This is a genomic window from Paenibacillus sp. MDMC362 (assembly GCF_003269305.1).
GTDB lineage: Bacteria > Bacillota > Bacilli > Paenibacillales > Paenibacillaceae > Paenibacillus_AQ.
The window spans coordinates 1-24,954 of sequence record NZ_QLYT01000085.1 but is presented as its reverse complement, the minus strand read 5'-3'; the positions used below and the strand labels follow the sequence as shown (position 1 = coordinate 24,954).

24 protein-coding genes and 1 riboswitch are annotated in these 24,954 nt (G+C 49.0%); of the genes, 11 read left to right on the top strand and 13 right to left on the bottom strand.

What is annotated here, in order from left to right:
• Nucleotides 1-129 precede the first annotated feature (129 nt).
• From DP091_RS29980 to DP091_RS29970, 3 genes are all read left to right on the top strand, one after another.
• A complete protein-coding gene (locus DP091_RS29980) occupies nucleotides 130-471 on the top strand; it encodes a hypothetical protein (protein ID WP_113061679.1) in 342 nt (113 codons plus the stop codon).
• Between the two features lie 107 nt (nucleotides 472-578).
• Nucleotides 579-728 carry a small acid-soluble spore protein P gene (locus tag DP091_RS29975; protein ID WP_098741251.1) on the top strand — a complete coding sequence of 50 codons (150 nt, stop codon included), beginning with the start codon at nucleotides 579-581 and terminating at the stop codon, nucleotides 726-728.
• A gap of 306 nt (nucleotides 729-1,034) precedes the next feature.
• Entirely contained in the window at nucleotides 1,035-2,120 is a 1,086-nt protein-coding gene (locus DP091_RS29970) for a hypothetical protein (RefSeq protein ID WP_071221111.1), read from the top strand.
• Between the two features lie 77 nt (nucleotides 2,121-2,197).
• Here the strand turns inward: DP091_RS29970 and tadA are convergent, their stop codons facing one another.
• Nucleotides 2,198-2,692, bottom strand: coding sequence for a tRNA adenosine(34) deaminase TadA (tadA, locus tag DP091_RS29965; RefSeq protein ID WP_113061678.1), 495 nt, complete (start codon nucleotides 2,690-2,692; stop codon nucleotides 2,198-2,200).
• Nucleotides 2,693-3,056: 364 nt separating this feature from the next.
• On the opposite strand from tadA, the gene DP091_RS29960 reads away from it, so the two are divergent.
• On the top strand, nucleotides 3,057-5,351 hold the full coding sequence (locus tag DP091_RS29960; RefSeq protein ID WP_113061677.1) for an ATP-binding protein: 2,295 nt from the start codon (nucleotides 3,057-3,059) through the stop codon (nucleotides 5,349-5,351).
• A 33-nt stretch (nucleotides 5,352-5,384) separates the two neighbouring features.
• Entirely contained in the window at nucleotides 5,385-6,086 is a 702-nt protein-coding gene (rluF, locus tag DP091_RS29955) for a 23S rRNA pseudouridine(2604) synthase RluF (RefSeq protein WP_113061676.1), read from the top strand.
• A 112-nt stretch (nucleotides 6,087-6,198) separates the two neighbouring features.
• On the opposite strand, the gene motB is transcribed toward rluF, so the two are convergent.
• Together motB and motA are read right to left on the bottom strand one after the other, a co-directional pair.
• Nucleotides 6,199-7,005, bottom strand: coding sequence for a flagellar motor protein MotB (motB, locus tag DP091_RS29950; RefSeq protein WP_113061675.1), 807 nt, complete (start codon nucleotides 7,003-7,005; stop codon nucleotides 6,199-6,201).
• Nucleotides 6,989-7,789: a flagellar motor stator protein MotA gene (motA, locus tag DP091_RS29945; protein ID WP_071221116.1), complete on the bottom strand. Its 801-nt coding sequence runs from the start codon at nucleotides 7,787-7,789 to the stop codon at nucleotides 6,989-6,991. Before motA ends, motB begins: the two co-directional genes overlap by 17 nt.
• Nucleotides 7,790-7,980: 191 nt before the next feature.
• Between motA and DP091_RS29940 the strand changes: the two genes are divergently transcribed.
• Together DP091_RS29940 and DP091_RS29935 are read left to right on the top strand one after the other, a co-directional pair.
• Nucleotides 7,981-8,274 carry a hypothetical protein gene (locus tag DP091_RS29940; protein ID WP_113061674.1) on the top strand — a complete coding sequence of 98 codons (294 nt, stop codon included), beginning with the start codon at nucleotides 7,981-7,983 and terminating at the stop codon, nucleotides 8,272-8,274.
• A 109-nt stretch (nucleotides 8,275-8,383) separates the two neighbouring features.
• Nucleotides 8,384-8,698: a 4a-hydroxytetrahydrobiopterin dehydratase gene (locus tag DP091_RS29935; RefSeq protein WP_113061673.1), complete on the top strand. Its 315-nt coding sequence runs from the start codon at nucleotides 8,384-8,386 to the stop codon at nucleotides 8,696-8,698.
• Between the two features lie 100 nt (nucleotides 8,699-8,798).
• Here DP091_RS29935 and DP091_RS29930 read toward each other — a convergent pair whose 3' ends face one another.
• The 6 genes from DP091_RS29930 to DP091_RS29905 form a co-directional block, all read right to left on the bottom strand.
• Nucleotides 8,799-9,155, bottom strand: coding sequence for a c-type cytochrome (locus DP091_RS29930; RefSeq protein WP_006207476.1), 357 nt, complete (start codon nucleotides 9,153-9,155; stop codon nucleotides 8,799-8,801).
• A gap of 161 nt (nucleotides 9,156-9,316) precedes the next feature.
• Entirely contained in the window at nucleotides 9,317-9,817 is a 501-nt protein-coding gene (locus tag DP091_RS29925) for a GNAT family N-acetyltransferase (RefSeq protein ID WP_113061672.1), read from the bottom strand.
• Between the two features lie 140 nt (nucleotides 9,818-9,957).
• A complete protein-coding gene (locus DP091_RS29920; protein WP_113061684.1) occupies nucleotides 9,958-10,431 on the bottom strand; it encodes a C40 family peptidase in 474 nt (157 codons plus the stop codon).
• 435 nt (nucleotides 10,432-10,866) lie between these two features.
• A complete protein-coding gene (locus DP091_RS29915) occupies nucleotides 10,867-11,340 on the bottom strand; it encodes a C40 family peptidase (RefSeq protein WP_113061671.1) in 474 nt (157 codons plus the stop codon).
• A gap of 3 nt (nucleotides 11,341-11,343) precedes the next feature.
• Nucleotides 11,344-11,483: riboswitch (cyclic di-AMP (ydaO/yuaA leader) on the bottom strand.
• Nucleotides 11,484-11,831: 348 nt separating this feature from the next.
• A complete protein-coding gene (locus DP091_RS29910; RefSeq protein WP_113061670.1) occupies nucleotides 11,832-12,659 on the bottom strand; it encodes a hypothetical protein in 828 nt (275 codons plus the stop codon).
• Between the two features lie 11 nt (nucleotides 12,660-12,670).
• Nucleotides 12,671-14,662: a M1 family metallopeptidase gene (locus tag DP091_RS29905; RefSeq protein WP_113061669.1), complete on the bottom strand. Its 1,992-nt coding sequence runs from the start codon at nucleotides 14,660-14,662 to the stop codon at nucleotides 12,671-12,673.
• A gap of 147 nt (nucleotides 14,663-14,809) precedes the next feature.
• On the opposite strand from DP091_RS29905, the gene DP091_RS29900 reads away from it, so the two are divergent.
• Nucleotides 14,810-15,328: a YwhD family protein gene (locus tag DP091_RS29900; protein WP_071221123.1), complete on the top strand. Its 519-nt coding sequence runs from the start codon at nucleotides 14,810-14,812 to the stop codon at nucleotides 15,326-15,328.
• A 102-nt stretch (nucleotides 15,329-15,430) separates the two neighbouring features.
• Here DP091_RS29900 and DP091_RS29895 read toward each other — a convergent pair whose 3' ends face one another.
• From DP091_RS29895 to DP091_RS29885, 3 genes are all read right to left on the bottom strand, one after another.
• A complete protein-coding gene (locus tag DP091_RS29895; RefSeq protein ID WP_113061668.1) occupies nucleotides 15,431-16,600 on the bottom strand; it encodes a copper amine oxidase N-terminal domain-containing protein in 1,170 nt (389 codons plus the stop codon).
• Between the two features lie 180 nt (nucleotides 16,601-16,780).
• The gene (locus DP091_RS29890) at nucleotides 16,781-19,045 is read right to left on the bottom strand and encodes a heavy metal translocating P-type ATPase (RefSeq protein ID WP_113061667.1); all 2,265 of its coding nucleotides are present in this window, start codon (nucleotides 19,043-19,045) and stop codon (nucleotides 16,781-16,783) included.
• Nucleotides 19,046-19,429, bottom strand: a complete 384-nt coding sequence (locus DP091_RS29885; RefSeq protein WP_113061666.1) for an ArsR/SmtB family transcription factor — start codon at nucleotides 19,427-19,429, stop codon at nucleotides 19,046-19,048. It lies immediately after the preceding gene.
• 410 nt (nucleotides 19,430-19,839) lie between these two features.
• Between DP091_RS29885 and DP091_RS29880 the strand changes: the two genes are divergently transcribed.
• Nucleotides 19,840-20,718: a hypothetical protein gene (locus DP091_RS29880; protein WP_113061665.1), complete on the top strand. Its 879-nt coding sequence runs from the start codon at nucleotides 19,840-19,842 to the stop codon at nucleotides 20,716-20,718.
• 111 nt (nucleotides 20,719-20,829) lie between these two features.
• Here the strand turns inward: DP091_RS29880 and DP091_RS29875 are convergent, their stop codons facing one another.
• Nucleotides 20,830-22,890, bottom strand: coding sequence for a transglycosylase domain-containing protein (locus DP091_RS29875; RefSeq protein WP_113061664.1), 2,061 nt, complete (start codon nucleotides 22,888-22,890; stop codon nucleotides 20,830-20,832).
• A gap of 333 nt (nucleotides 22,891-23,223) precedes the next feature.
• Here DP091_RS29875 and speE point away from each other — a divergent pair, with 333 nt between their 5' ends.
• Both speE and speB read left to right on the top strand, forming a co-directional pair.
• Nucleotides 23,224-24,051 carry a polyamine aminopropyltransferase gene (speE, locus tag DP091_RS29870; RefSeq protein WP_113061663.1) on the top strand — a complete coding sequence of 276 codons (828 nt, stop codon included), beginning with the start codon at nucleotides 23,224-23,226 and terminating at the stop codon, nucleotides 24,049-24,051.
• An 18-nt stretch (nucleotides 24,052-24,069) separates the two neighbouring features.
• On the top strand, nucleotides 24,070-24,939 hold the full coding sequence (gene speB / locus DP091_RS29865) for an agmatinase (protein WP_100541604.1): 870 nt from the start codon (nucleotides 24,070-24,072) through the stop codon (nucleotides 24,937-24,939).
• Nucleotides 24,940-24,954: the final 15 nt, after the last annotated feature.

The window sequence follows — 24,954 nt, the reverse complement described above, 5'->3', positions numbered from 1 at the left end:
ACGGTTTTTTTGCTCTATTTTATTAGAAATCATTGCATGGTATTCCCTTCATTAGGATTCTGCTTTATGGAGGGTGTTGTATAAAACATCCCCTGTTATCGCAATTTATAGGGAAGGGGAGGTGTGAACATGAACTCAGAACTGAATGTGGATCAGTCGACGCTGGTCAATGCTTGGCAGGAAAGGCTGCCCACCATATTAAAGCCGGGAGATCGCGCAGAAGTGGCTCCAGACCAAGGGGATCCGAACGCCATCCGCATTCACATTGATGCAGCAGGTCGCCAGGAGTATTCATTTGATTTTCAATGCACCTATGTAGATTCACGGGAAGTGAAGGTCGATTTGGTCGATGTTGAGCGTGATGGCGCAACGACGGATGAGCGTAATGAGAACATTCAGGGCATGGTCGGCGATTATACGCGCCATATCCATGAGTGTGCCCAAACGCTGCAGCAAATCACGCATCACTAGTTCCATAAATGAGGGAGACAGTTTCCGTGCTGTCGACCATGGTATGGACATCAGAGGCAGGGATAGCGTAAGACATCGTTGTGATCCATGAAATGGAGGGCTATCAGATGAGCAAACCAAAAGCGATTCCGGTACCGGAAGCACAGGAGCAGCCGAAGCAGCGCAAGGATCATGACCGTGGAGGCCAGGAGCCGCTGTCAGGCTCGCACAGAGCGAAGATCCGTAAACAGGATGGACATTTCAATCCGGAGGGCTAAAAGCCTGTAGAAGTGAATACGGAGAGGCTAGAAAGCAAGAATCGAGGGAACTTCCTGTCATTCGACAGGAGGTTCTTTTTTTCGTTTTGAAACCTTTTGCGTCCAACTTCCGTATTAGTGTTCAAGTGTAATATTTTGGGGCCCCACCTTATTCGCATGTTAAGAAGTTTGAACTTAAGATGGATGGAAAAAGAAAGGAAATAAAATTTCAGTAAATATTCCAGAAAGTGTTTCTCATTTTGGTTAAATGGTTTATGATTAGAAGGTCTGTTATTTTTTTGACTGTTAGAGGGGAGAGAAATTTTAATGAACAAGAAGTTTGCAGCTATCATGCTGACACTGCTGCTCACAGTGACAGTTGTACTTTCTGGCTGCGCCAAAAAAGAAGAGCCTAAGGCAGCGATGACAAATGCTGCTACGAACGCGATGAAGATGACATCCTACGAAATGAAGAGTAAATTTGTCATTGAAGACCTTCAAGTTAACATACCTGCAGTTGAAGGCGATCCAAGCGTAACACAGGCGATGACGATGTTGAAGAATGCTGAGGTTACGCTTGACGGTATCTACCAAGCTGATCCAATGCAAACTGAGATGAACATGGGTATCAATCTGAAGGGTGACATGGCGATGTCCTTCAATATTGATATGGTGATGACGAAAGAGAAAATCTACGTTAAAGTTCCAAGCATTCCAATGCTGCCATTCCCAGAGGACGTTGTTGGTAAGTTCCTCATGATGGACATGAAAGAGCTTGCTGAGCAATCCGGTGAAACGTTTAGCCCAGAAAGCCTGGATACTGAGAAGTCCCAGAAATTCGTTAACGAAATCCTTGAAGCCTTGCTGAGCGAGTATGACCAAGCGAAATACTTCAAAGAGATCAATGTTAAAGATGCTGGCCTTCCAGAAGGCGTGGATGCTAAACAAGTGGTTCAATTCTTTGTAACCAATGATAACCTGAATGAAGCATTGGATATTATGGTAAACAAGGTTGCACCTAAGGTTGTTGACATTGCGGCTAAAGACGAGTACCGCGAATTGCTGGGTCTGACCCAAGAAGATATCGACGCTGCTAAAGCAGAAGTATCTAACGTTAACCAAGACGAATTCAAAGCGGGCTTGGAAGAGATGCAGAAGTATCTGAAGATCAACACATTCAACATCAACACGGCTATCGATAAAAAGGATTTCCCTGCGTATCAGGATGTTGTGTTGAACGTTGATTTCAACGATCCAGAAACCAATGAGAACGTGAAGTTGGCTGTGAAGGGTAGCACCCAATACAACAACATCAACGCAAAACAAGAATTCAAAATCGGTATTCCAAAAGATGCTGATGTCATCACGATGGAGCAATTTGAGGAATCCATGAGCCAAATGGGCACTTATTAATATTATTCATCGCAGACAACAAAACCCGGCCGTCATGGCCGGGTTTTTACGTTGTTTTACTTATATTCTACAAATGATCATAATTTCCCGCGCAAACGTCGGAAGAACTGAGTGAGCAGTGAGGCGCATTCTTCCTGCAGCACGCCCTGAACCACGTTAGTCCGGTGATTAAAACGCGGCTCTTGAAGCAAATTCATCAGTGTACCGGCACAACCGGCTTTGGGATCACCAGTACCATAGATCAGCTGTGGGACCCGGGATTGGACGATAGCTCCTGCACACATGGGACAGGGCTCGAGCGTCACGTATAATCGGCAGTCCAGCAGCCGCCATGCTCCAAGATGCTGGCTTGCCTCCCGAATAGCTACCATCTCGGCATGGGCCGTACCATCGTAAGTCGTTTCACGCAAATTGTATCCACGGCCAATAATCTCATCGCCTCGCACGATGACAGCACCAATCGGAACTTCACCGAGCTCTTCGGCTTTCTGTGCTTCCACAATGGCTTCTCTCATCCAGTGTTCATGATTAGCGTTATCCACAGCCAGTGGGTCTATTGAATTTGATATCAAACTAAAGTCTCCTTTCACAGCCCGTTAAAACCCTGTATTTATACCCAATGTTCAACGAACGTTTATTCGTTTGTTAACATGTTGTGGACAGAATTGTGGATAAGTAAAATCTTATGCACAAAGTTATACACATTATCCACAGATGAGTTGTGTATTTGTGCGCAATCTGTGGATACGCTGTTTATTTTACCCCGGGAATGACCTCTTATATTGTAAGGATTCCTTATTTCAATAGCAATGCGATTGTGGAAAAAACCATATAGCCATAAAGCCGCTTGTCTTTTCAAACGTTCGTGATCAAGGTATCATGAGGGTATTAGATTCGCAAGTCGTCTATGTGACAGCAGAAAGGTGAAGATGCCACTTGTCGATTAAGACGAAATTATCGATGATCATGTCCATATCGGTATTATTTATTCTTCTGCTCAACATTACGCTGAACTATTACACGACCCAGGAAAATTTGCAGCAGGATAGTGAAACCAAGATGGTGATGGCCGCTACTCAGATCGCCATTACGGTTCAGCAAACCGGCTTTAGTTCTGCATATGTGGATAACATATTCGGTGATATGCTGAAGGTGGCCGCGGTCAACGTGGCAAAAGCTTTGGATCCGGATATTAACAATATAACCAATCAGCAATTGGTGGAGTTGAGTAAGGAGATTGGCGTCACTCACATTTCATTATTGGTTCGGACGAATGATGATATCGTTGTTGCCCGATCCTCCTCCCAAGATGAAATCGGCCTTTCAACAAAGAACTGGGGGTATTGGCATACGGCTTTTCTGGAATTGTTCCAGTATGGTAAAGTCGTCTCGGTCACCGAGGGGCAGCGTTCCGATCATTTTTGGTCTGGACCGTTCGAGTTCTCTACATCCAATCCGGAATTCATTGATAAATGGGGATACTATTACGATAGCAAGCGCAATTATATTATTGATCCCTACATAAGGAATTCGAATATCAAGGACTTTGTGAAGATTACAAGTCCGGACACCGTTGTGAAGGAGACCTTGAAGTCGAATCCGCGGATATTGGAAGTAACAGGCATCAACCCTGAAACGTTTGGCAATGAATATATGAGGGAAGATGGAACGGATGACGTTCATCACAAGCTTCGCAATCGACCGATTACATTCGGCACCTATGACTATGGGAGCCTGGACCAAGATGCGGAAGCTGTGCAGAAGGCTGTTTCTACCGGCGATAATGTGGTGTTTGTCAGCACCATCAATAATAAGAAGGTCCTAAAAAGCTTCATCCCTATCGTATCCGAAAATAAACCGACCAGTGTCATTAGTGTCGTAATGGACTATGAAGCCATCTCCTCCGTGATGAGGGAGCAGATGATCAGTCTTGTGGCGATCTCATTGGTTTTATTGGAGATTGTGATATTCGGCAGTTATATTGTTGCAGGGTATTTTACCAAGCCGATTCAGGCTATCCTTGGGACTGTAAATGATGTGTCGGATGGTCACTTTGATCGAAGGCTGGAGGTAAGCAGCCGGGACGAGCTGGGTCAGCTTGCCGGTCGAATCAATGCGATGACACGTAATCTGGGCAACTATACGAGCCAGTTGAAGCAAATGGTCGATGAGAATCAGTCCGTTAAGGAGTATCTGGAGTCGGTCATTAATCAGACGGCCGACGCCATTCATACAACCGATACCTATGAACGGGTTATAAGCGTAAATAAAGCGTTTGAGCAATTGTATGGTTGGAAGGCGCACGAAGTGGTTGGACGGAAGCCTGCACTTGTCCCTCCGGCTAAAGAGGAAGAAGAAAAGGAACGCATCCGCCGCCTGCGGGCCGGAGAACGGCTTCCTCCAGTGGAAACGGTCCGCCTTCACAAGGATGGAAGCGCTATTGAGGTCAGCATCAGCACCTCGCTGGTGCGCGATGAGAACGGTGAGGTTACTTCCATGATTAGCGTGTCTCGGGATGTGACGGAACGCAATCGTATCGAGGAACTGCTGCGTCGTTCGGAGAAGCTCAATACCGTTGGCCAGTTGGCTGCCGGGGTTGCTCATGAGATCCGGAATCCGCTGACGACCCTTCGCGGATTTCTGCAGCTTCAGCAGCAGACCCACAAGGTCAATCCGGACCATATTGATCTGATGCTGTCGGAGCTGGATCGAATTAATCTGATTGTCAGTGAATTTCTGATATTAGCGAAGCCGCAGGCAATTCATTTCCAAGAGAGGGATGTACGGATCATTTTGAGAGATGTTATTTCATTCCTCGACAGCCAAGCCCATTTGTACAGCATCGAGTTCAAATTGAAGTTTACTGAAGCACTAACCTACGTACACTGTGAGGAGAACCAGCTCAAGCAGGTGTTCATCAATTTGCTGAAGAATGCAATTGAATCAATGCCGGATGGCGGCAAGATCTGGATTGAGCTTTCAAGGCCGAAGGGTGAATGGGTCCAAATCGACATTCGGGATGAAGGGCAAGGAATTCCGGAGGATCTGATGCCGCATCTTGGGGAACCGTTTATTACGAATAAGGAGACGGGCACAGGGCTGGGATTGATGGTAAGCCAGCGTATTATTCAGGGCCACCGGGGTATGATGGAAATCGAAAGTGAAGTGGGTGCAGGAACGAAGGTGAGTATAGTTCTGCCTGCGGTTCAGCGGAATGCAATTGAGGGATAAGCAAGAAGTAGTTACAGATAAGGGGATGGCATCTTGAGAATCAATAAATTTATAAGTGAAACAGGATATTGCTCACGGCGTGAAGCGGACAAGCTGGTGGAGAGCGGGAAGGTTACCATTAATGGCGTGGTTGCAGTCCTTGGAAGCCAGGCAGAAGAAGGAGACGATGTCCGAATTCAGGGAAAGCCGCTACAAGATAAGAAGAAGCATGTGTATATTGCTCTTAATAAGCCGGTCGGGATCACAAGCACCACCGAACCGCATATTAAGGGCAATATTGTAGATTTCGTAGGCCATAATGAGCGTATTTTTCCTATCGGACGATTGGATAAGGACTCCGAGGGACTGATTCTGCTGACGAATGATGGGGATATCGTGAATAAGATCCTTCGCTCCGAGGGGAAACATGAGAAAGAATACATTGTGACGGTGGATCGCCCGGTAACGGAATCCTTCCTTAGCGGCATGTCCAGCGGCGTCAAGATTTTAGGTGAGATGACGCTGCCCTGTGAGGTCACTCGCATGTCCGAGCGCATGTTCCGAATCATTCTGACGGAGGGGAAAAATCGTCAAATCCGCAGAATGTGCAGCGCTTTTGGTTATGAGGTTCGAAAGTTACAGCGAATCCGGATTATGAATATCCGTCTCGGCAGTCAACGCATCGGCGCTTGGCGTGATCTTAACGAGAAAGAGAAGGAAGAGCTTGGTCGGCTGCTGAACTATAGGCTAGAGTAGCAGGCTGAAATACATCTATAACCCTAAACAAAAACAACCGATGGGATCTGGAGACCAGATGCATCGGTTGTTTATTGTGTGTTATAGTCTGTAGGGACCGTTCCCTTTAAAGTTATTCATTCACGCTGGTAAAGGTGGCACTATCCTGGTATTTACGTATAATGGAAACCTCGACTCTGCGGTTCTTCGCTCGTCCAGCAGCGGTGTTGTTGTCGGCAATCGGATGGTATTCACCATAACCGATCGGCATGAACCGTTTAGGATCCAACTCCGAGTTGGCGAGCAGAATCTTCATGAATTGCAAGGCACGATCCGAGCTTAAATCCCAGTTCGACGGATATCGGCTGTTAGAGATTGGTACATTGTCCGTATGGCCGGATACAATGATTTCATAGTCCGGGAACTTATGAAGCATTTGCGAGATAGCCTTGGCCAGTTTACGGGCCTCCGGTTTCACAACGGCTTCACCGGAAGGGAACAAGGCGTTATCCCGAATCGTAATGACAAGCTGGGAGTGGTTCAACTTGGTACTGAGCTCCGAGGTTAAACCGTTATTTTTAATATAATTATCGAGCTGCTTCTTTAGCTTCTCCAGATCCTGTTGTTCCTGACGCATCAGCTCTGCACGTCGTTGGTCAGGTGTTGTTGCGGGAACGGCAGGGGATGTCGCTTTATGATCTTTAATATTGGGCGGGTCATCGCTGGGTTCCGTTTTGCTATAATCCAGCACGCCGGTACCGCCAGTGAGAGCAACGCTAAAGGCTTCGCTCATTTCTTGAAATTTGCGTGCGTCTGTCGCGCTCATGGCGTATAGCACCAGGAACAGGGCCAGAAGCAAGGTCAGTAAGTCTGCGTAAGGAAGAAGCCAGGATTCGTCGGCATGCTCCTCATGCGGCTCGTGCCTAGTCTTTTTGCTCACTAGCACCAGCCTCCCTCTCGCTGAGCTCAGCCCGTTCAGACGGTGTCAGGAACACGGAGAGCTTTTGATTGATTGCAATGGTGGATACACCGGACTGAATGGACAGCAGGCCTTCTACCATCATCAGGCGGATTTCAACCTCCCGTTTGGATAGACGCTTGAGTTTATTCGCAATCGGGTGACAGATAACATAACCGGTGAAGATACCGAGCAGGGTAGCAATAAACGCAGCCCCGATGGCATGAGCGAGTTCGCCCATATCTTCCATGTGGGATAATGCGGCGATCAAACCGATAACGGCTCCGAGTACCCCGAGGGAAGGTGCATACATGCCGGCCTGTGAGAAGATCAGCGAGCCGGAACGATGGCGTTCTTCCGTGGCGTTGATATCTTCCATTAATACATCGCGTACGAATTCCTGATCGTTGCCGTCGATAATCATGCGCATTCCGTTACGCAGGAAGCTGTCATCGATCTCATCGACTTTGGTTTCCAGAGCCAGCAGACCTTCACGGCGCGTAATCGAAGCCCATTCCATGAACAGCTTAATCATGTCCGTCTTGTCCATCAAATTCTGTTTCATGAACGTCATTTTGACCAGCTTCGGAACCTTTTTCAGTTCGGATAGCGGAAATCCGATGAATAAAGTTGCTGCCGTACCGCCAAGAATGATTAGATAGGCTGCCGGGTTATACAAAGCGAGAAGGGAGGCACCTTTAAGAATCATGCCCACCAGTACCGCGACGATACCGAGGATTAAGCCTATAATTGTTGAAATTTCCATACCACACCTCATCCGTGAGAAATAAAATAACGAATCCATTCGTCAGAACGGCTCTCAAGGAGAACCGGGCCCCTTATGTGGGGCGTTATCCTATTTATCGTCAGGTCGGGCTTTTTTTTTTAGTTGTAATTTCCGTTATAATGGAAGGAAGGGAAACGAAGCTAAGTACGGCAAGGAAAGGAGTGATTAAGATGGGCGTTAAGCACGGAAGGGATTATGGCGAAATTCTGGCAGAACTGACCGAGGCGGTTGGGCGAATTTCTGACAGCTATGTCTTCTTTGAAATGGAAGCTGGGGACTGGGATAATCTGGGTGAAGCTGAGCGAAATGAGGTCCATGAGGCGCTGGCAGAGGATTTGTTCTATGCGCTGGGCACAGAGCCGGTGATTAATGTTGGCAGCGGCGTGGTTATGCATGATCAGAAGAACCATCGAATACATATTTTGATTGGTGAAGAAGAGTTGGCTTTTGTGGCCCTTGTGTAATCACTCCAGTTATCAATAGATACAGGGCAGAATAGAATAGATGACAGATAGCCCATATTACGGTTAGTCGGCTTTAAGATAGGTTTTTTTTCGGGGAGGAAGATAAAAGATGCTTTATACGCAGCAAGAAGTAGAGGCTCATCTGGAAAAGCTTGAGGGTTGGGAATTTGAACAAGGGAGATGGATTGTACGAAAGTATACCTTCTCCTCCTTCATGAAGGGAATCGCTTTTGTTGATGAAGTGGCAGCTATTTCGGAAGCTTTCGGACATCACCCCTACATCACCATAGATTATAAAGTCGTTACACTTCGTCTCACTTCTTGGGACGACGGTGGCATTACGGCTGTGGATATTAAGGAAGCGCAGCAGTTTAACGAAGCCTATGAGAAGAGTCGTTCGAAAGATGTCAAGGCGGGACAATAGAAGGGGAGACCATTAGTCTTTCAGAGGTCCCGAATATGTAAAAAACACGCTTGCACCGGGAACAACTCCAGGTGCAAGCGTGTTTTGCGTATAAGCTGATTTATTTTTTCTCAGCAAGGTACAGCGCGATGTTTGCGATTTCTTCAGGTTTAAGTTGGTCTTTAAAGGAAGGCATTCCCTTACGACCTTTGGTTACAACGTTGAAGATCGCGTCCGCATCCATGTGTCCGCCTACTTGATTCAAAGCCGGTCCAGCGCCGCCTTGAAGTTGGTCGCCGTGACAGCTAATGCAGCTTGCTTTCAGTGTGGCTTCCGCTGCGGCAGCATCGAGAGTCACTTCCGGCATGGTCGGCTTCTCTTCCTGAGCTACCTGTTCCTTACCTGGGAGCGTAAACATCAGCGCGATAGCCAACGCACATGCGACGAAGAACAATCCGCTCATGATCCATTTTTGCATCGTCATATCGTCCCTTCTATGTATACTGCACTTTTGCACTTGTCTCCATTATAAACCAACATCCATAGACAGCATAGCCAGTTGTGACAAAAAAAGCAACTATACGGCGTAGCTTCATAAAAAGTACACAAAATTGTGCTTTTTCATATAGACAAAGATTACTATTCCTCATTTGCCGGGGGCTCATACACCATACAGTGGAAAAGGGCGTTGCCCGTTGGCGTAAGCCGCTCATACGTATCGGTAATGTGAAAGCCTGCCCTTTGATAAGCGCGGATTGCTCGTTCATTCCAGGTCATTACCTCAAGGTCGATTTCGTCGGCAGGCCGTCTCCGTCTGGCTTCCCGGACAATCGTCTGCATAAATCGTTTACCCATTCCACGCCCGCACCAATCAGGCCGCATGCCAAGTCCGATTCGTGTAACCTCATGCATCGGAAACAGCTGGGCAAATCCCCAGAGGGCCTCCCGCTCATCCAGAACCGAGATGTACTGTCTCTGGCGAATGTCCGGATCGCCAAACTCCACCTCAAGCCCTTTCATCTGCTCCCAGGGAAGAAAACCATAGATATTATAGGGAGGAGGGTAGACCCAGGCGCATATTTCTTCGGCGTGTTCTTCACGCATGACTACGGTGTGAAATGCAATCGGTGCGGTATCCATTTGCGATGTCCTCCTATCGTCTGCATAAAATAATAATCATATTACGAACATCCAATTCGCATCAAAAAAGCCCGCAAAAAAGAGGTAAGGCCTCCTTTAACGGGCAAGCAGTATGTATAGGGAAGATTAGCCTCTATAGCTTAGGATGATTCACCGACCGACTCTGCATACTTATCATCGCTCATGAGACGCTTTGCACCGACGTATCGCTGATCGTAGTAATCCTCTGCGAGGCGGTTGATAACCACGCCGCGGTTGGAGGAAGCATGGGCGAATTTGCCATCGCCGACATAAATGCCGACGTGGGAGATGCCTTGGCCCGATGTGTTGAAGAACACCAAATCGCCAGCGCGCAGCTCCTTACGGGACACGCTTGTCCCCATGTCGAATTGAGAGCCGGATTGATGCGGGAGCTTTAGACCGAGTTTAGCATAAACGTACATGGTGAAGCCGGAACAATCAAATCCGCTGGTGGTAGTACCGCCGTAGCTGTATTTTGTACCTAGAACCTTATCGATTTCCTGATCCAGCGCACCATCAGCAAACACGCTGCCAACGCTCAAAGTAAACAACAGCGTGATACTTAGCGCTGCTGTCGATAATGTTTTCTTCAGCATGGTAAGCTCCTTTTTGTTGCCGCGAGGCATAGCAATCTATATATTAAAGCACTTACATTAATGACAAAGTTGTTACTGCGTCCATTCTATCAGACAGCAAGCGGGATTGGCAATTATTTCTTGATGGATTTCGCTATTTTTCATTAGCATTAGCTGTCGAAGCACCAAACAAAATCAATATTTTTCCAAATCAGCTGTTTAATGAAGGGAGAGAAGGGTATATAAAGGATAGATGATGTGAAGACATGGCGAAGTGAAGTGAACTTGTATAATAAATTTCATTTTTTTTCGAAAAGCGGGAACTTTTTTGCTGTCCTGAACGTTATAAAGGTATACACACAATCAACCAAAGAAAAAAGCCGCTGGATGAGATCGGCACAATCTCATTAACCCAGGGCTTTCTTGTAAGAGTAAATCAATTAAGTTCCAACATTAATTGTAGTTCACAGCTACGGATTTGTACGTATTCTGACTCATAACTCTCTTAGCGCCTACATATCGTTTGGCGTAATAGCTCTGGCTCAGCGGACTGACAATGACACCGCGCGAAGATGAAGAATGAGCGAATTTGCCGCTCCCGACATAAATACCCACATGAGATACACCTCTACCGGATGTGTTGAAGAACACGAGATCGCCAGCTTTCAGGTTGCTCTTGGATACGGCCGTACCTACTTTGTATTGAGCTGCAGACGTACGCGGCAGGCTAAGACCAAGCTTCTTGTAAACATAGCTGGTGAATCCGGAGCAGTCAAATCCATTCGTTGTAGTTCCACCTGTTTTGTAAGAAACACCAATGGCTGGTTTGATTGCAGTATTTAATTTGGAATCGGCGAAAGCGCTTCCGGTCCCTAATGTGAGTGCGAGTGCGAGGCCTAGAGAAACAGCCGTTAACTTCTTTTTCAAAACAAAAGCCCCTTCCATTGCCTGCGAGGTTAGCTTAAGGGTTCGGTTGAAGGTCCCCTATGATCCCTCTCTTGCGAGATCAATTCACCCAAAACGGATCCCCCGCTTCCCAAATCGTTATGGGAATTCGGCTCCTTAAAATGTTGATGAACCCATTCATTGACGTTTGACGTTCCAACATAGTTAGCGAATTACAACGTTCCTACATAAAAGTTACAGTAAAGATGACAAAGTTGTTACTAACATATTCGTTATTTTAGCAGAGTATTAACAATTTGGCAAACGAGGAAAGATTATTTTTAAACAAAAAAACCTGTCCCCATCTTGGGGATACAGGTTTTTTTGTAATTTGGCGTTCAAAAATTTGTAATATTGAGGATAATTGAACTCTTATTTTCTGTAAAATCTAGCGCGGGATAGAAACGTGTCGCTTCTGATTACAGCTTATTCACGAGCGTGTTTCATTGTTTTAGGGCGACGAACTGTAACCATTAAGGATGCTGTGAGGAGGAATCTCTCCACAAATGATATTGAGCGGACATTGCCCAAATTTGGAAAAGTCCATTCAGGAAATAAGAGGCCTGCTGAATAATTAATCCGATCAACCCGGCCCAGAAGAGCGAGGCCGAACTCAGGAGCAGCAGAATGACACAGGCGGATCCGCCGATGGTGACGGATAACAGCATCGCTGTGCCCAAACGACGGAAGAGCGCATGGATAGAGCTGACCATGCTGGAATTTCCGGTACGGCCAAATTGCATATAAAGCAATAACAGGCGGATCAGATAGGCGTACAAGAACCAGACAGCTGCATAGGGCAGTGCATGAAGCAGCAGAACAGGCTCCTGAATTCCATTCAGCAGAATCGGCAGGATTTTGGGCAGAATCCAGTAACCGGGCCCGAAGGTGAGAATAAGCTCAACCAGATAGAATGACGTTACGGGTTTCCACAGTTTCCGCATGCCTGTGAAGAAGAATAAACCGCGCTCACCCTTGGCTTCCTGGTGAAGGTTGTAGAAGATGCCGGCCCGAATAAGCGGGGTGAGGACCATCCTGATCAGGAGTAAACCGGCAAGAAGCCATCCGTAGGTGTGTACTGTGCTGCTCAAGGACAGGCTCATCTCGCCCTCGTAGAAGAATAAAAGACGGCTGAGCTCGTTAGGAGCGGCATCCGGGTATCGCATCAGAAGGGGGACGACTGCCGATTTTACGAGTCGGTACAGGCAATATCCCCACAGCAAACGGTATAAGAAGAGCAGAATCGAGACGTAAAGCTGGTCTTTAACACTGATCCACCCTTGGCCTGCGTAACTTTTCATGTGCTCCCCCCTCACCATGACAGGCTGCCGAACAGCGTCTCCAGAAGCTTGGTAATGCTGAGATTCCAGCGTGTAACCACCGTCGGATCCATTCCTGCCTTCATATAGTTATTGATGTGTTTATTCTCCAAGACGATGGAGTACTTCGGATCAACCATAGCCCAGGCGAGCGGAGAGCTGTACTCCAGGGTGTACGCAACTTTGCCGTTTTTGCCGCTCCAGGTTCGTTCCACCGTTTTGCCGTCCTCAAAGGCGAACACGATCGGCACATCGGTGATATCCCCGTCCTTGCTCGTAATCTGGACCGTGGACTCATACCGAGGATTTTCAGCCGTGCCTTTATTTTTGGTTTTGATCACGTCGATGGCGACATCCGCCATCTGGCTTCCATATACATATTGGTCAAAATACGACTGCCAGGACGTTTGGCTTACTTGCTCGACGACTTTCTGAAAGTCAGATGTGGTTGGATGCTTGAAGCGGTATTTCTGGGCATAGGTATGCATAATCTTGCCCATCATCTGTGGACCGACCTGCCGTTCGATGCCTTGCAGCACCAGCTTGCCCCTCGTATAAACATTCAGTGCGTAGTTTTCGTGAGAGCTGTATTTCCAGGATTCCATCTTCAGCGGTGCAGGAGAAGTAATGGATGCTCCCTGAGCCGCCGTATTGGAGGTAATCCCGTATTCCTTTTCCATCACTCGTTCTTCCGCATAGGTTGCAAAGGCCTCGTCCAGCCACGCTTCCTCAAATTCGTTACTTGCGATCATTCCGTAAAAATATTGATGGGCGATCTCATGAATAACGGTCCGTTCCAGCTCATACCCCGGCGAATCGTTCTTGGCACCGAAGGCCGTGACCAGCGTCGGGTATTCCATGCCGCCTGCACCGTTGCCCGTTTCGGGCGGAACGACGATGGACAACGTGGAATACGGATAGGTTCCGTACCATTTTCCAAACGAAGCGAGCGCCGACTTGGCGGCATCAAAGTAACGTTCCTTTAAGTCTTTATGGGCCGGATCGAGATACAGCTTGATGCGGACGCCAGGTATGCCTGGTGCGGAGAATGCTTCTTCTGCCGTGACAAAGTTCGGTGATGCCGACCAGGCAAAATCATGCACGTCATCCGCGTAAAACTGATAAATTTTTTCCCCGTTTGATTTTTGGGCAGGCTTGGTAGGGAATCCGGTCGCGGCGACAATGTAATTTTCGGGCACTCGGATGCGAACGCTGTAAATGCCGAAGTTGGAATAGAATTCGGAGTTGCCGTGGTATTGATGAAGATTCCAGCCTTCCTCTGCTCTTCCGCGAAGACCGGCCGGTTCATAGACCGAAATTTTCGGAAACCATTGGCCAGCCATAATAAAATTCTCGGTGGTTCCCATGCGGGCAAATATTTTGGGAAGCTCGACCTCGAACTCCAAATGAAGGGTAACACTCTCCCCGCTCTTGATGGGCTTAGGCAACCTTAGCTTGGCAAGGCTGTGATCCTTGATGTTGCCGTCATCGGGTTGAACAAATTGAAGGCGATGGGTCAGGGCCAGTCCTTCGGTTGTTTTCACGCTGGTAATGGTCATGGAGCCGTATCCGTCATCTGGCATGGGATCTGAACGAAGCCTGCCGCCCGATTCCCTCATAAAAGTCGTGTCATTGGAAGCAAACGCATTGGGATACAGATGAAAGTACAGCTCGTTTACGCTTTTTTTGCCTGGATGAGTCCAAGTGAGTGTCTGTTTGCCCTTAAGCTTGTTCTCCTCTGGCTCGTACCGAACATCCATATGATATTCCACCAGCCGGTCGCTTAAGGCCGGAGCGGGAATATTAGGCTGCACCTTAGGCGGTGAGAGCGGGGCCTTCTCCACGGCAGAGGCGGAGGGCTTGCCCGCATTTGGGGCAAGAGCAGACGCTGAGGACCCTGGATTCAGAAATATCGGCATCGATCCTGCAAGCAAACCTAGGGCAAGCAGGGATGATAGAAAGACTTTGGCACGTGGTGGGACCATATCGAACAACCTCCCGTTGACAAGCATCTAGTGCATGTATATGTTTGCTTTTGGGGGATTATTAGTTAAAATAAAATTATTGGGACATGGTTATCAATTTAGCAGCTGATACGTAAGGATCGGCTCTGATATAGGAGGTCGGCAGCAGTGGAGAATGAAGAGCAGAAGCAGGGTGCGAAGAAACCGATTGCTTTGAATATTATTAATAGCAAGAGTAAGCATAAAGGGTTTGGATCAGGCTCCATCGATCTGAACAGTCTGTCACCCGTCATTATCGATAATGGCGAGGCCCGAGTGGATATTGGGGCCATGCATGCCAAGAGTAAGGTGGAGAAGGGTATCCGTTTCAGCATGAACCGGGATGAGGTGCCCAATGGACGCCAGGTATGGATCGTGTGGGTGGCTGTAGATCGTACCGCGGAAGGACAGCATTATGCAGGCATGACCGCCTGTGAAATGTGGATCGACCAGGAGGCCCGTCGCGGCTGGAAGATCCTCGCCGATCATGTGAATAAAATGGATGCGGCAATGAAGCGCAAGATCATTCTGGATGGTCTTGGCGACGTCGAGAAGAAGGCACTGCGCGAGCTACTGATTTCGCGTAACGAGGAATGGTGGAATGCATCGCCAGAGGAATTCAGGGAAGCTCTTCAGACAGCGGAATGATACAATAAATTTAAGCAGTCTTTCCAAAAAGAGATGAACGTGAAGAAGACCGGTTGGATTCGTGAATGAATCCGGCCGGTCTTCTACTTATTTGCATATCGATTAGAATGGAAGGGTGTAGGTCAGCTTTTCTTTTTGATCGAGAAACGGATTGTTGTATTGGAACGTCAGCTTGCCGCCGGCATTTCCGAGATACGTAAGGCCGTCACCAATGAAGCCCACCTCATTCGGCGGCATTTCCTCAATGACCTTGATGGTTTCCTCGTCCAGAAGCTCAGGATAGATAAGCTCGGCTGTCTTGCCAGTCGGATGGACGATATACAGGGTCGCTTTCGTGTATGGTCGGACGAGCAGGAAGTCCTGTTCAATCGCTTCTACGACAAAACTATCCTTTACTCCCGTAAGCGCGGCCAGGTCATAAGTTTTGACCGTTTTGCCCATCGGATGAACCAGCTCAAGCGTACTGCCGTTCATCATGGCAATATTGCCTTTGTAGCTGAGTTGGTCCGGATGGTAGTTGACCCCGGCGAAATTGGAATGATTGGTTTTGGATAGCTTCAGGATTTTCTTGTCCTGTATGAGCACCCGGTATCTTCCCTCATGAATATGAGGTTCGCCGTAATAATTGGACAAGTCGACCACATAGGTATTGCTATTGATGCGATGTGCGCTTAAGCTGACTTGATCGATCTCCTCAACCGGGATTATACCAACTTGGGCTGGCATGGATCCGGCTTTACCCATCGACAGCATGCCATTCTCGCGATTTACCCAGAACAGCATATTGGCCTTGGAAGCATAGGCGTATTGTGACCAGGAATCAAAGGTGGTTCGAAGTCCGGATTTGCTGTCATACTTCAGCGGAATGCCAAAGCTTTTGGCAATCAGGCTGGCGGGGACATAAGTCACGCCTTTCTTCACGACCGGAGCCGCCTCAAGCTTCAGAGCGGTACCCTTGGCATTGATGGCGCGCGAATTTCCAATAATAATGCGAACAGATTGGGTCGGACTATTAATGTACAGCTCGTTCTTTCCAGGGATCGTCAACTGCAGCTGCAGCTGCTCGGAAACTTCCTTCAATGGAATGAATACGACGCCCTTATTCGTATAAGGTTTATGTTTCACGTCCAGCGTGCTCCAGTTTGCCTTGCTCTGTGATGTGGAGGCTGCTGCCGCATGGGCAGGAATGGTGACGAGCGATGAGGATGTAAGCATTAAAGACAATGCTATGGATGCGGAACCTGCTAGTTTGATGATTTGTACGGATTTCATGTCTTTCCTCCTTCTGGTTTTCACTCCCGCCTATATAAACGACTAAATAATGGGGAATGTTTCACCCTTTCGCAAAATCATGTAAAAAATGATATATGCGATGGTGTCAGATTATAGCTAGCGGCCACAGGACGGACTAAAAAAACGGAGCTGCCCTGTAAGGGCGAAGCTCCGGTTATATTAATATCCTGATTTCAGCTCCTGATCCTTGCCAAGCAGGATGGTGAGACCAAGCAAGGTAACGATAATGGTTGCGCCCATGTCCGATATGATTGCAATCCACAGGGTCAGCCATCCCGGGATCGTAAGCAGTAAAGCAATGGCCTTCAGCGACAAGGAAAGCCCGATATTCCACTTGATAATCTGATTGACCCGTCTTGCCGTCTTGATGGCCCCCGGAAGCTTGCCAAGGTGATCCTGCATCAATACAACATCGGCGGTTTCTATGGCACTGTCGGTCCCTTTCCCCATCGCGATACCCAGATCGGCCGCGGCCAATGCAGGGGCGTCGTTAATACCATCGCCAACCATGCCGGTTTTTTTGCGAGAAGAAAGCTCCTTGATCTTGGCAACCTTCTGTTCCGGCAGGAGGCTTGCGAAGACCCGAGCTACACCGGATTGCTTCGCGATCGCTTGCGCGGACTGCTCGTGGTCGCCTGTCAGCATGACTGTATCCGTGATACCGGCCTCGTGAAGCTTGCGGACGACGGTTGCGGTCTCCGGTCTGATCTCGTCGGCAAGGCCGAACTGGCCTAATACGCGATCCTCGCTTACAGCGGCAACGATCGTATAGCCTTGGGCCTTCATGCGCCGAATGTCATCCTCCACGGCACGGATATGATCTTGCTGGCCGTTCACATGCTTCAGCACTTCCTCGCTTCCGACCCAGAACAATTTCCCTCCAACTTCAGCCCGAATGCCTTCGCCTGGCAGTACCGTTATCTGTTGAGGTTCATTGAACATGCACTGCGGATTCTTGATCTCCAGATGTTTCATGACGGCTTTAGCCAACGGATGGAGAGACGATTGCTCCAGTGCGCCTACAACGGCATAAAATTTGGTTTCATCATATACCGTCTCCGCATAGACGGCAGGCTCGCCTTTGGTCAAGGTTCCCGTCTTGTCAAAAGCGATGGCTTCCAGCCGGCCAAGCTGCTCCAGGTGGACCCCGCCTTTGATCAGAATACCGTTGCGTGCCGCGCGGGTCATCCCGCTGACCAATGCAATCGGAGAGGAAAGCACAAGCGAACAAGGGCATCCGACAATGAGGATGGACAGCCCCTGATAGATCCAGGTCATCCAGGGCTGATTCAGCAGCAGCGGAGGAATCAGCGTAACCGCCAGCGCGATGATCATAATTGCGGGAGTATAGTACTTAGCAAATTTATCGATGAAGAGCTCTGTCGGCGTTTTGCTGTCCTGTGCCTCCTGTACAAGATGCATGATCTTGGCCAGGGAGGAATCCTCATAGGCCTTCGATATGGCGATATAGAGCACACCGTCGGTGCTGACACTGCCGCCAAACACAGCATCGCCTTCCCGTTTCGTAACAGGTACCGATTCCCCGGTAATGGCGGCCTCGTTCACCGCCCCGGTTCCTTGGGTTATGGCTCCATCGGAAGGGATTTTCTCCCCGGGTCTTACCCGGACAACGTCTCCGGGAGTGAGACTCTCGATCGGCACGCGCTGGGTTTGACCGTCTTTCCATAGATCCGCTTCCTTCGGCGCTGCAGCCAGCAGCGCTTCCATCGATTGCCGGGCCCGATTCATGCCGTAGCCTTCCAACAGCTCGTTAAGACCAAACAGAATGGCAACCAGTGTGGCCTCCCGCCACTCCCCGATGATGACGGCACCCACGAGCGCAACGGTCATCAGGGTATCCATATTGAATTTAAAGCGGGTCAGATTACGCAGTCCGCGCAAAAATGTCGTATATCCGCTCAAAATCATAGCGCCTGCATATAATGCGATCACAACCGGTTCGGCGACTTTTCCTTCCAATAGAAAGGTGAAGAGATAGAAAACAGCGGAGATGGACAGCAGCCACTTCATACTCCCTATGCCGCCATGACTATGTTCATGAGCATGAGCATGATCATGGCCATGTTCGTGATCATGTCCTTGTGCCGAGCCGTGAGCATGCGATGAATGGATAGGCTGCACTTCAGCACTGGCGGCCGATAAGGCTGTCTGCGGAGCATAAACGATGCGCGCACCGTCACTTTTCAGAATGGTTTCTACTCGGCTTAGATTGACATGTGGAGAGAGGGTCAGCTTCCCGCTGTTGTAACTCAGACGGGCATTGTTCCCGTGATCCAGCCTCTGGATCTCCTCCTGCATTTCACGTGTACAGTTAGGGCAGGAGAGTCCTTGTACCCGGTATTCAATAAGTTCGCCGCTTGTCTCCGGAGAGGATGTGGAAGGTTGATGGTTGTCCTTGCTCATTTACATCTTCTCCTTCTGGTGCTCCAGCGTCATGTGAAGCAATGTCCGGATATGGTCATCTTTGAGCGAGTAGTATACATTCTTTCCGGCCTTGCGCGATTTGGCGATATCTTTGTTCTTCAGCGTACGCAGATGATGGGAGGCCGTTGCCGTTGAGCTTCCGAGTACTTCGGCTACATCGCAAACGCATAACTCGCCGCCGCGGTCCAGCATATAAGCTACCTTGACCCGCGTCGGGTCGGCCAAAGCCTTGAAAATTTCCGCCATGCCGATCATATCCTCATCGGAGATCGTTTCTTTTAGGGAAGCAATCCTTTCAGTTGAAGGACATTCCGTTTCACACAGCTCAAGGGCGAATTCTTCGTTCATCGTCCGTACATTCATAAGAACAACCTCCTTGGATTAGGAGCAATAAGTGCTCTTTATATATATATTCAAACGCTGATTTGATTGTTAGTCATAATATACCCGATTTACGCTCGATATTCAAACGATTATTTGATTGTTCACAAGCATTTCACAGGACAAAATTGAATCAACAAGTCATATAGTATTAACCAATTCCAAGGGTTAGGCGCAGTATCGTTCCTCAGAAAATCCTTCCATTTCATAACACGCCAACTTATACTATTAGCAAAAAGATGTAAATTCGCATAAAAAGAATACTTGGGCCAAGGGCGCCTGATGCGCTACATAGCATCCTTGCACGGGCCAAACGTTTCGACTCGAATGTGTACATTATCTAATACCTATCCTTCGATTTGCGGATGTGTATGAACAGGGGAGGCCAGAGTATGACTTGTCCAATATGTCGATATGAAACGGGAGATGGGAAGTATTGCAAAAAATGTGGGGCAAGGCTGATTGTCGAGGATTCACCCGTATTTGCCGCCATGAAAGAGCAAGCAGCAACGTCGGAGACGTACAGTGTCACTAGGCGAAATGCCGGCAGTAGAGGAGAGTTACCTCATGTACGCCAGACCGAATCTGTTCTGCCGGTATATACCCCGCCGGATATTCCGTTCCGAGCGGCAGGCCGGCAGCATTCTGAAGAGGAAGAGGAGCCCAATCCTTATTGGACCAGCTTAAAATTGTACGGACAGCTTTATGGGGATTATTTTCTGAAGGGATTAAAAAATCCCTTTGGCGCAGCTGCCGGAACGGAAAGCAGCCAGTTCTTCAACGCAATCGTGTCCATGCTGCTCTATGTTGTTCTTTTTCCACTCGCACTGTATGCAGCGCTTCATCATGAGCTGCAAGGGCTGCCTGAGGGGGCATTTGCAGATCTTGTCCTAAAGCCAACCGTTTGGACTGCGATTTTCCTATTCTTGCTGAACGTCTTTACCTTCGCTGCGGTCAAGCTGTCCTTCAACCCGGCTGCAAAGCTAAAAGAAGTGATGGCAAGATTCGGCGCTTTGCTGCCCTTGTTCCTCGTGTTGTATGGGGTCAGCTTTCTGTTTCTGTTCCTGAATGGCGATATCTCGAAGGTTATCATTCTTCTGTCGTTCATCAGCACCGTGATGACCGTGCCGTTGTTCGTCATGACCAGCTACAAAAAAAGAATGGTCGGCGGCCTGGATCCGCTGTATGCGATCCTCCTGGTCTACGTTGCACTGATGCTCGTGATCGTGATTTTGGGTAGTTCCATGATCGAATATATAACCGTTTTATAATGAAGCAATCCACATAACATATCATGAAAAAAAGAAAAACAGCAGGTCCTCGTGCGGGAAAATCCCTTTAAAGGAGCTGCTGTTTTTTTGATGTGACGGTTACGATCCGAGTCACTCGACCCACCATCGTTTGAAATCCTTCCACCAGGAACGCTCTTCCTGTTTTTCGGCGGCATCTGCAGGGTTGGCCTTCTTGGCGGGTTCCCCGCCTTTATGTTCGTCGCAATATTCCGTAGGCTCCGTTCCTTTGACGAAAACCTCCAGAACTTTGTCCGGACAGCCGGCGCCGGCGAGCTTGCCGGTCTTGGGATCCACATATGCGCTGACGACTTCGTCCGGGATCGGAAAAATTTTAGGCGGTACGTTCTCCAACGCCTTCTCCGTATACTGCGCAAAGATCGGAGCTGCCCGCCGTCCGTCCACTTTGCTAATCTCCCGTCCTTTGTCATACCCCACCCATACCGCCGTCGACAGCTCCGGCGTATAGCCAACAAGCCAAGCATCGGTGTCGGTGGTGCCTGTCTTTCCTGCCACCGGTCGTTTCATTAGGGTAGAGACACGGTTACCTGTGCCGCCAGTCTCGAACACACCCTCCATCATGCGCGTCATCACGTAAGCAGCGGAAGGCTCAACCACTTGTTCACCTGCATCTTCCGGCGCTGTGTACAAGCTGCGGCCGGCAGCGTCGGTGATACTCAGCACCGCGACAGGGGAGACCCGTATGCCGCTGTTAGCCATGACGGCGTAAGCAGAGGCCATCTCCAGCGGGCTCACGGGCGAGGTGCCCAGGGCCAGGGAAGGAACAGGCTCCAGCGGACTTGTGATACCCATCTTTTTCGCCATGTCGGCGACTTTATCCGGGCCGATCTTCATGATGGTGTTCACGGCATAAATATTATCCGAAGCGGCGATGGCTTCCCGCATGGGGATTTCGCCTAAATATTTATCCCCGAAGTTGCTGGGTTGATACGTTTTGCGGTTGTTATCGTAATGAAACAGGGTGGGCTGGCTGTTGAACACGCTGGTGCTCGTCATTTCCTTGGATGCAATGGCCGTTAAGTACATGATCGGCTTAAATGACGACCCGGGCTGCCTTGTTTTGGCCAGCGCGTGGTTGTACTGATTCTCCCGGTAGTTCTTACCGCCTACCATGGCTTTAATGTGTCCGTTTCGCGGGTCGATGGATACAAGCGCCGTTTCCAGCTCGCTCTTGCTGTCCATGCCCGAGGATACAGCTTCTTCGGCTGCCTTTTGGGCCCGCGGGTCAAGTGTCGTGTAGATGTTCAGGCCGCCCTGTTCAAGCTGCTGATCCGTAATGTTCAGCTGTTTGGTGACGAGGCTCCGGACATAGTCCCGGAAATAGGAGGCAATCACTTTATTCTCCTGCCGGTCTTGAGGGAGCAGGGCGAGCTTGGCCGAGGCGGCTTTATCGGCTTCTGTCTCGGTAATGAATCCAGTCTCCGCCATCGCATTCAAGACAATCTGTTGTCTTTTGAGCGCGTTGTCGATATGGTTGTAGGGCGAGTAATACGTCGGACCCTTTGGAATGCCGGCCAGCATCGCGCTTTCGGCCAACGTCAGGTTTTTTGCCGACTTGCCGAAGTAGAGCAGGGACGCCGACTCGATGCCGTAAGCACCGTGTCCGTAATAAATTTCGTTGAGGTACATTTCAAGTATTTGATCTTTCGTATATTTCATCTCAAGCTGGGCGGTGAATTTGGCCTCCTTGAGCTTCCGTGTCCACGTTTTTTCATGAGATAGGTATAGGTTTCGTGCAAGCTGCTGGGTTAACGTGCTTGCCCCCTGTTTGCGATCCATATGCTGCAGGTTGACCAGTACGGCCCGGGCCATGCCCTTCATATCAAACCCCGGATGATCATAGAACTTCCGGTCCTCCACTGCCAAGGTAGCCTGGATCAGGTGAGGAGATATATCGGTTAAGCTCACTTGCTCAGATGTATGTCCCGTGGTGGAGAAGGTGGCGATTAATTCTCCTTGGCTGTCGAGCAGACGGGAGTAGCGGGACGTTTCCGCGACAGGCAGTGGCGTTATAAATAAATAGGCGAGCAGAATGCCGCCGGCGATGATGGAAATGCCAAGGAGTACGAACAGAAATGTAGCAAGCCGGACGAAACGACGTTTGCGCTTGGGTGAATTTTTTTGTCCCGGCATGATGGTTCTCCTTCCAGTCCTTTTTGTAAAAGTTGAGGGCTTTCAGCTGCTAGGGATGAAGTTGTGCTCGAATTCCCCTTGGCTGCCTTCTTTTTCTATATAGTATGGGGCTAGAGCTGGAAGGATATTCATGGGAAACCATGAGGATTTTGCTTCTGTCCGTGCGATCTGGAACTTTTGGTTGCAATTTGGGCTTGATTTAATATAATCTAATTTGTTTGGTACAATAGGAAAAGTGTGAAACTGTAAGCTAAAGGCATCTGCCCCGAATAAAGTTTTACGGCTTGGATCTGGACGGCTGAACATTATTCTAGCGGAAAGAAGGTAGTGACGATGGAATTATGGTACACAGAGAAGCAAACCCCGACTTTTGGCATCACGGCTAAAATCCGGGAGACTTTTGTACATGAGAAGACGGAGTTTCAACAACTGGATATGATCGATACTGAGGAATTCGGGCGCATGCTCGTTCTGGACGGTATGGTTATGACTACAATTAAGGATGAATTCGTCTATCATGAGATGGTCGCTCACCCCGCGCTGAACACGCATCCAAATCCGAAGAAGGTTCTTGTTGTCGGCGGAGGAGACGGTGGCGTCATTCGCGAAGTGATCAAGCATCCGGGCGTAGAGAAAGCAGTACTCGTTGAAATTGATGGAAAAGTTATTGAATATTCGAAGCAGTATTTGCCTGAGATCGCCGGCAAGCTGGATGATCCGAAGGTCGAAGTGCTGGTTAACGATGGATATATGCACATTATTGAGCATAAGAACGAATACGACGTCATTATGGTAGACTCCACCGAGCCTGTGGGCCCGGCTGCTCCATTGTTTGAGCGCGGATTCTACCAAGGGATCTACGAAGCGCTGAAGGAAGATGGCATTTTTGTTGCGCAAACGGACAACCCATGGTTTAAAGCGGACCTGATTCAGCAGGTCAACAAAGACGTGAAGGAAATCTTCCCGATCGTTCGTGTGTATGGAGCGAACATTCCAACGTACCCGAGCGGTCTGTGGACCTTTACATTGGGCAGCAAAACGTATGATCCGCTTGAAGTGGACGAGTCCACCATTGATGAGATGGATACGAAATATTATTCGCCTCGCCTGCATAAAGCCGCATTCGTGCTGCCGAAATTCGTTGAAGACCTGGTGAAATAAGGAGGAGCGTATAAACTGATGAAACTGGATCAAGGTTACTCCGGCAACGTGTTTATTTTGAGCTCCGAGGATTATGAAGGGTCCAAGGCCGTCATTTACGGTATGCCGATGGATTTCACGGTTAGCTACCGTCCCGGCTCCCGTTTTGGCCCGGCCCGTATTCGCCAGGCTTCCGTAGGCTTGGAGGAGTACAGTCCGTACTTGGATAAAAGCATTGAAGACATGACGTATTTCGATGCAGGCGACCTGATGCTACCCTTCGGCAATGCGGGCCGCAGTCTTGAAGTGATCGGCGATTATGTAGGTAAACTGCTGGATGACGGGAAATTCCCGATCGGACTTGGCGGCGAACACCTCGTATCCTGGCCAATCATTCAGAAGGTGTATGAGAAGTATCCGGATCTTATTCTGATCCATATCGATGCCCATGCTGACCTGCGCGAGCATTATGAGGGCGAGCCGCTGTCCCACTCCACGCCGGTCCGCAAAGCGGCGGGCATTATGGGCGGCAAGAACATTTATCAGTTCGGTATCCGTTCCGGCTCCCGCGAGGAGTTCCAATATGGACGCGAGAACATTAACTTCTATCCGTTCGAAGTGGCGGCGCCTCTTAAAGAAGCCTTGCCTTCCATGGGTAACCGTCCGGTCTACGTGACCATCGACATCGATGTGCTTGATCCATCTGCCGCACCGGGCACCGGTACCGCAGAAGCGGGCGGCATCACATCGAAAGAGCTGCTGGAAGCCGTGCATCTCATTGCTGGCTCCGATGTGAATGTGGTCGGCTGCGATCTCGTGGAAGTGGCACCGATCTACGATCCAACCGAGCAGACCCAGATCGTGGCTGCGAAGCTGATTCGTGAGATGCTGTTGGGATTTGTAAAATAGTCCACCCACCCAAAC

Bases quoted from the DNA above. Each gene is read 5' to 3' on its own strand.
- DP091_RS29980 (WP_113061679.1), top strand. From the start codon at position 130: ATGAACTCAGAACTGAATGTGGATCAGTCGACGCTGGTCAATGCTTGG.
- DP091_RS29975 (WP_098741251.1), top strand. From the start codon at position 579: ATGAGCAAACCAAAAGCGATTCCGGTACCGGAAGCACAGGAGCAGCCG.
- DP091_RS29970 (WP_071221111.1), top strand. From the start codon at position 1,035: ATGAACAAGAAGTTTGCAGCTATCATGCTGACACTGCTGCTCACAGTG.
- motA (WP_071221116.1), bottom strand. From the start codon at position 7,789: ATGGAAATTTCAACAATTATAGGCTTAATCCTCGGTATCGTCGCGGTA.
- DP091_RS29940 (WP_113061674.1), top strand. From the start codon at position 7,981: ATGGGCGTTAAGCACGGAAGGGATTATGGCGAAATTCTGGCAGAACTG.
- DP091_RS29935 (WP_113061673.1), top strand. From the start codon at position 8,384: ATGCTTTATACGCAGCAAGAAGTAGAGGCTCATCTGGAAAAGCTTGAG.
- DP091_RS29930 (WP_006207476.1), bottom strand. From the start codon at position 9,155: ATGCAAAAATGGATCATGAGCGGATTGTTCTTCGTCGCATGTGCGTTG.
- DP091_RS29925 (WP_113061672.1), bottom strand. From the start codon at position 9,817: ATGGATACCGCACCGATTGCATTTCACACCGTAGTCATGCGTGAAGAA.
- DP091_RS29910 (WP_113061670.1), bottom strand. From the start codon at position 12,659: ATGAAAAGTTACGCAGGCCAAGGGTGGATCAGTGTTAAAGACCAGCTT.
- DP091_RS29905 (WP_113061669.1), bottom strand. From the start codon at position 14,662: ATGGTCCCACCACGTGCCAAAGTCTTTCTATCATCCCTGCTTGCCCTA.
- DP091_RS29895 (WP_113061668.1), bottom strand. From the start codon at position 16,600: ATGAAATCCGTACAAATCATCAAACTAGCAGGTTCCGCATCCATAGCA.
- DP091_RS29890 (WP_113061667.1), bottom strand. From the start codon at position 19,045: ATGAGCAAGGACAACCATCAACCTTCCACATCCTCTCCGGAGACAAGC.
- DP091_RS29885 (WP_113061666.1), bottom strand. From the start codon at position 19,429: ATGAATGTACGGACGATGAACGAAGAATTCGCCCTTGAGCTGTGTGAA.
- DP091_RS29880 (WP_113061665.1), top strand. From the start codon at position 19,840: ATGACTTGTCCAATATGTCGATATGAAACGGGAGATGGGAAGTATTGC.
- DP091_RS29875 (WP_113061664.1), bottom strand. From the start codon at position 22,890: ATGCCGGGACAAAAAAATTCACCCAAGCGCAAACGTCGTTTCGTCCGG.
- speE (WP_113061663.1), top strand. From the start codon at position 23,224: ATGGAATTATGGTACACAGAGAAGCAAACCCCGACTTTTGGCATCACG.
- speB (WP_100541604.1), top strand. From the start codon at position 24,070: ATGAAACTGGATCAAGGTTACTCCGGCAACGTGTTTATTTTGAGCTCC.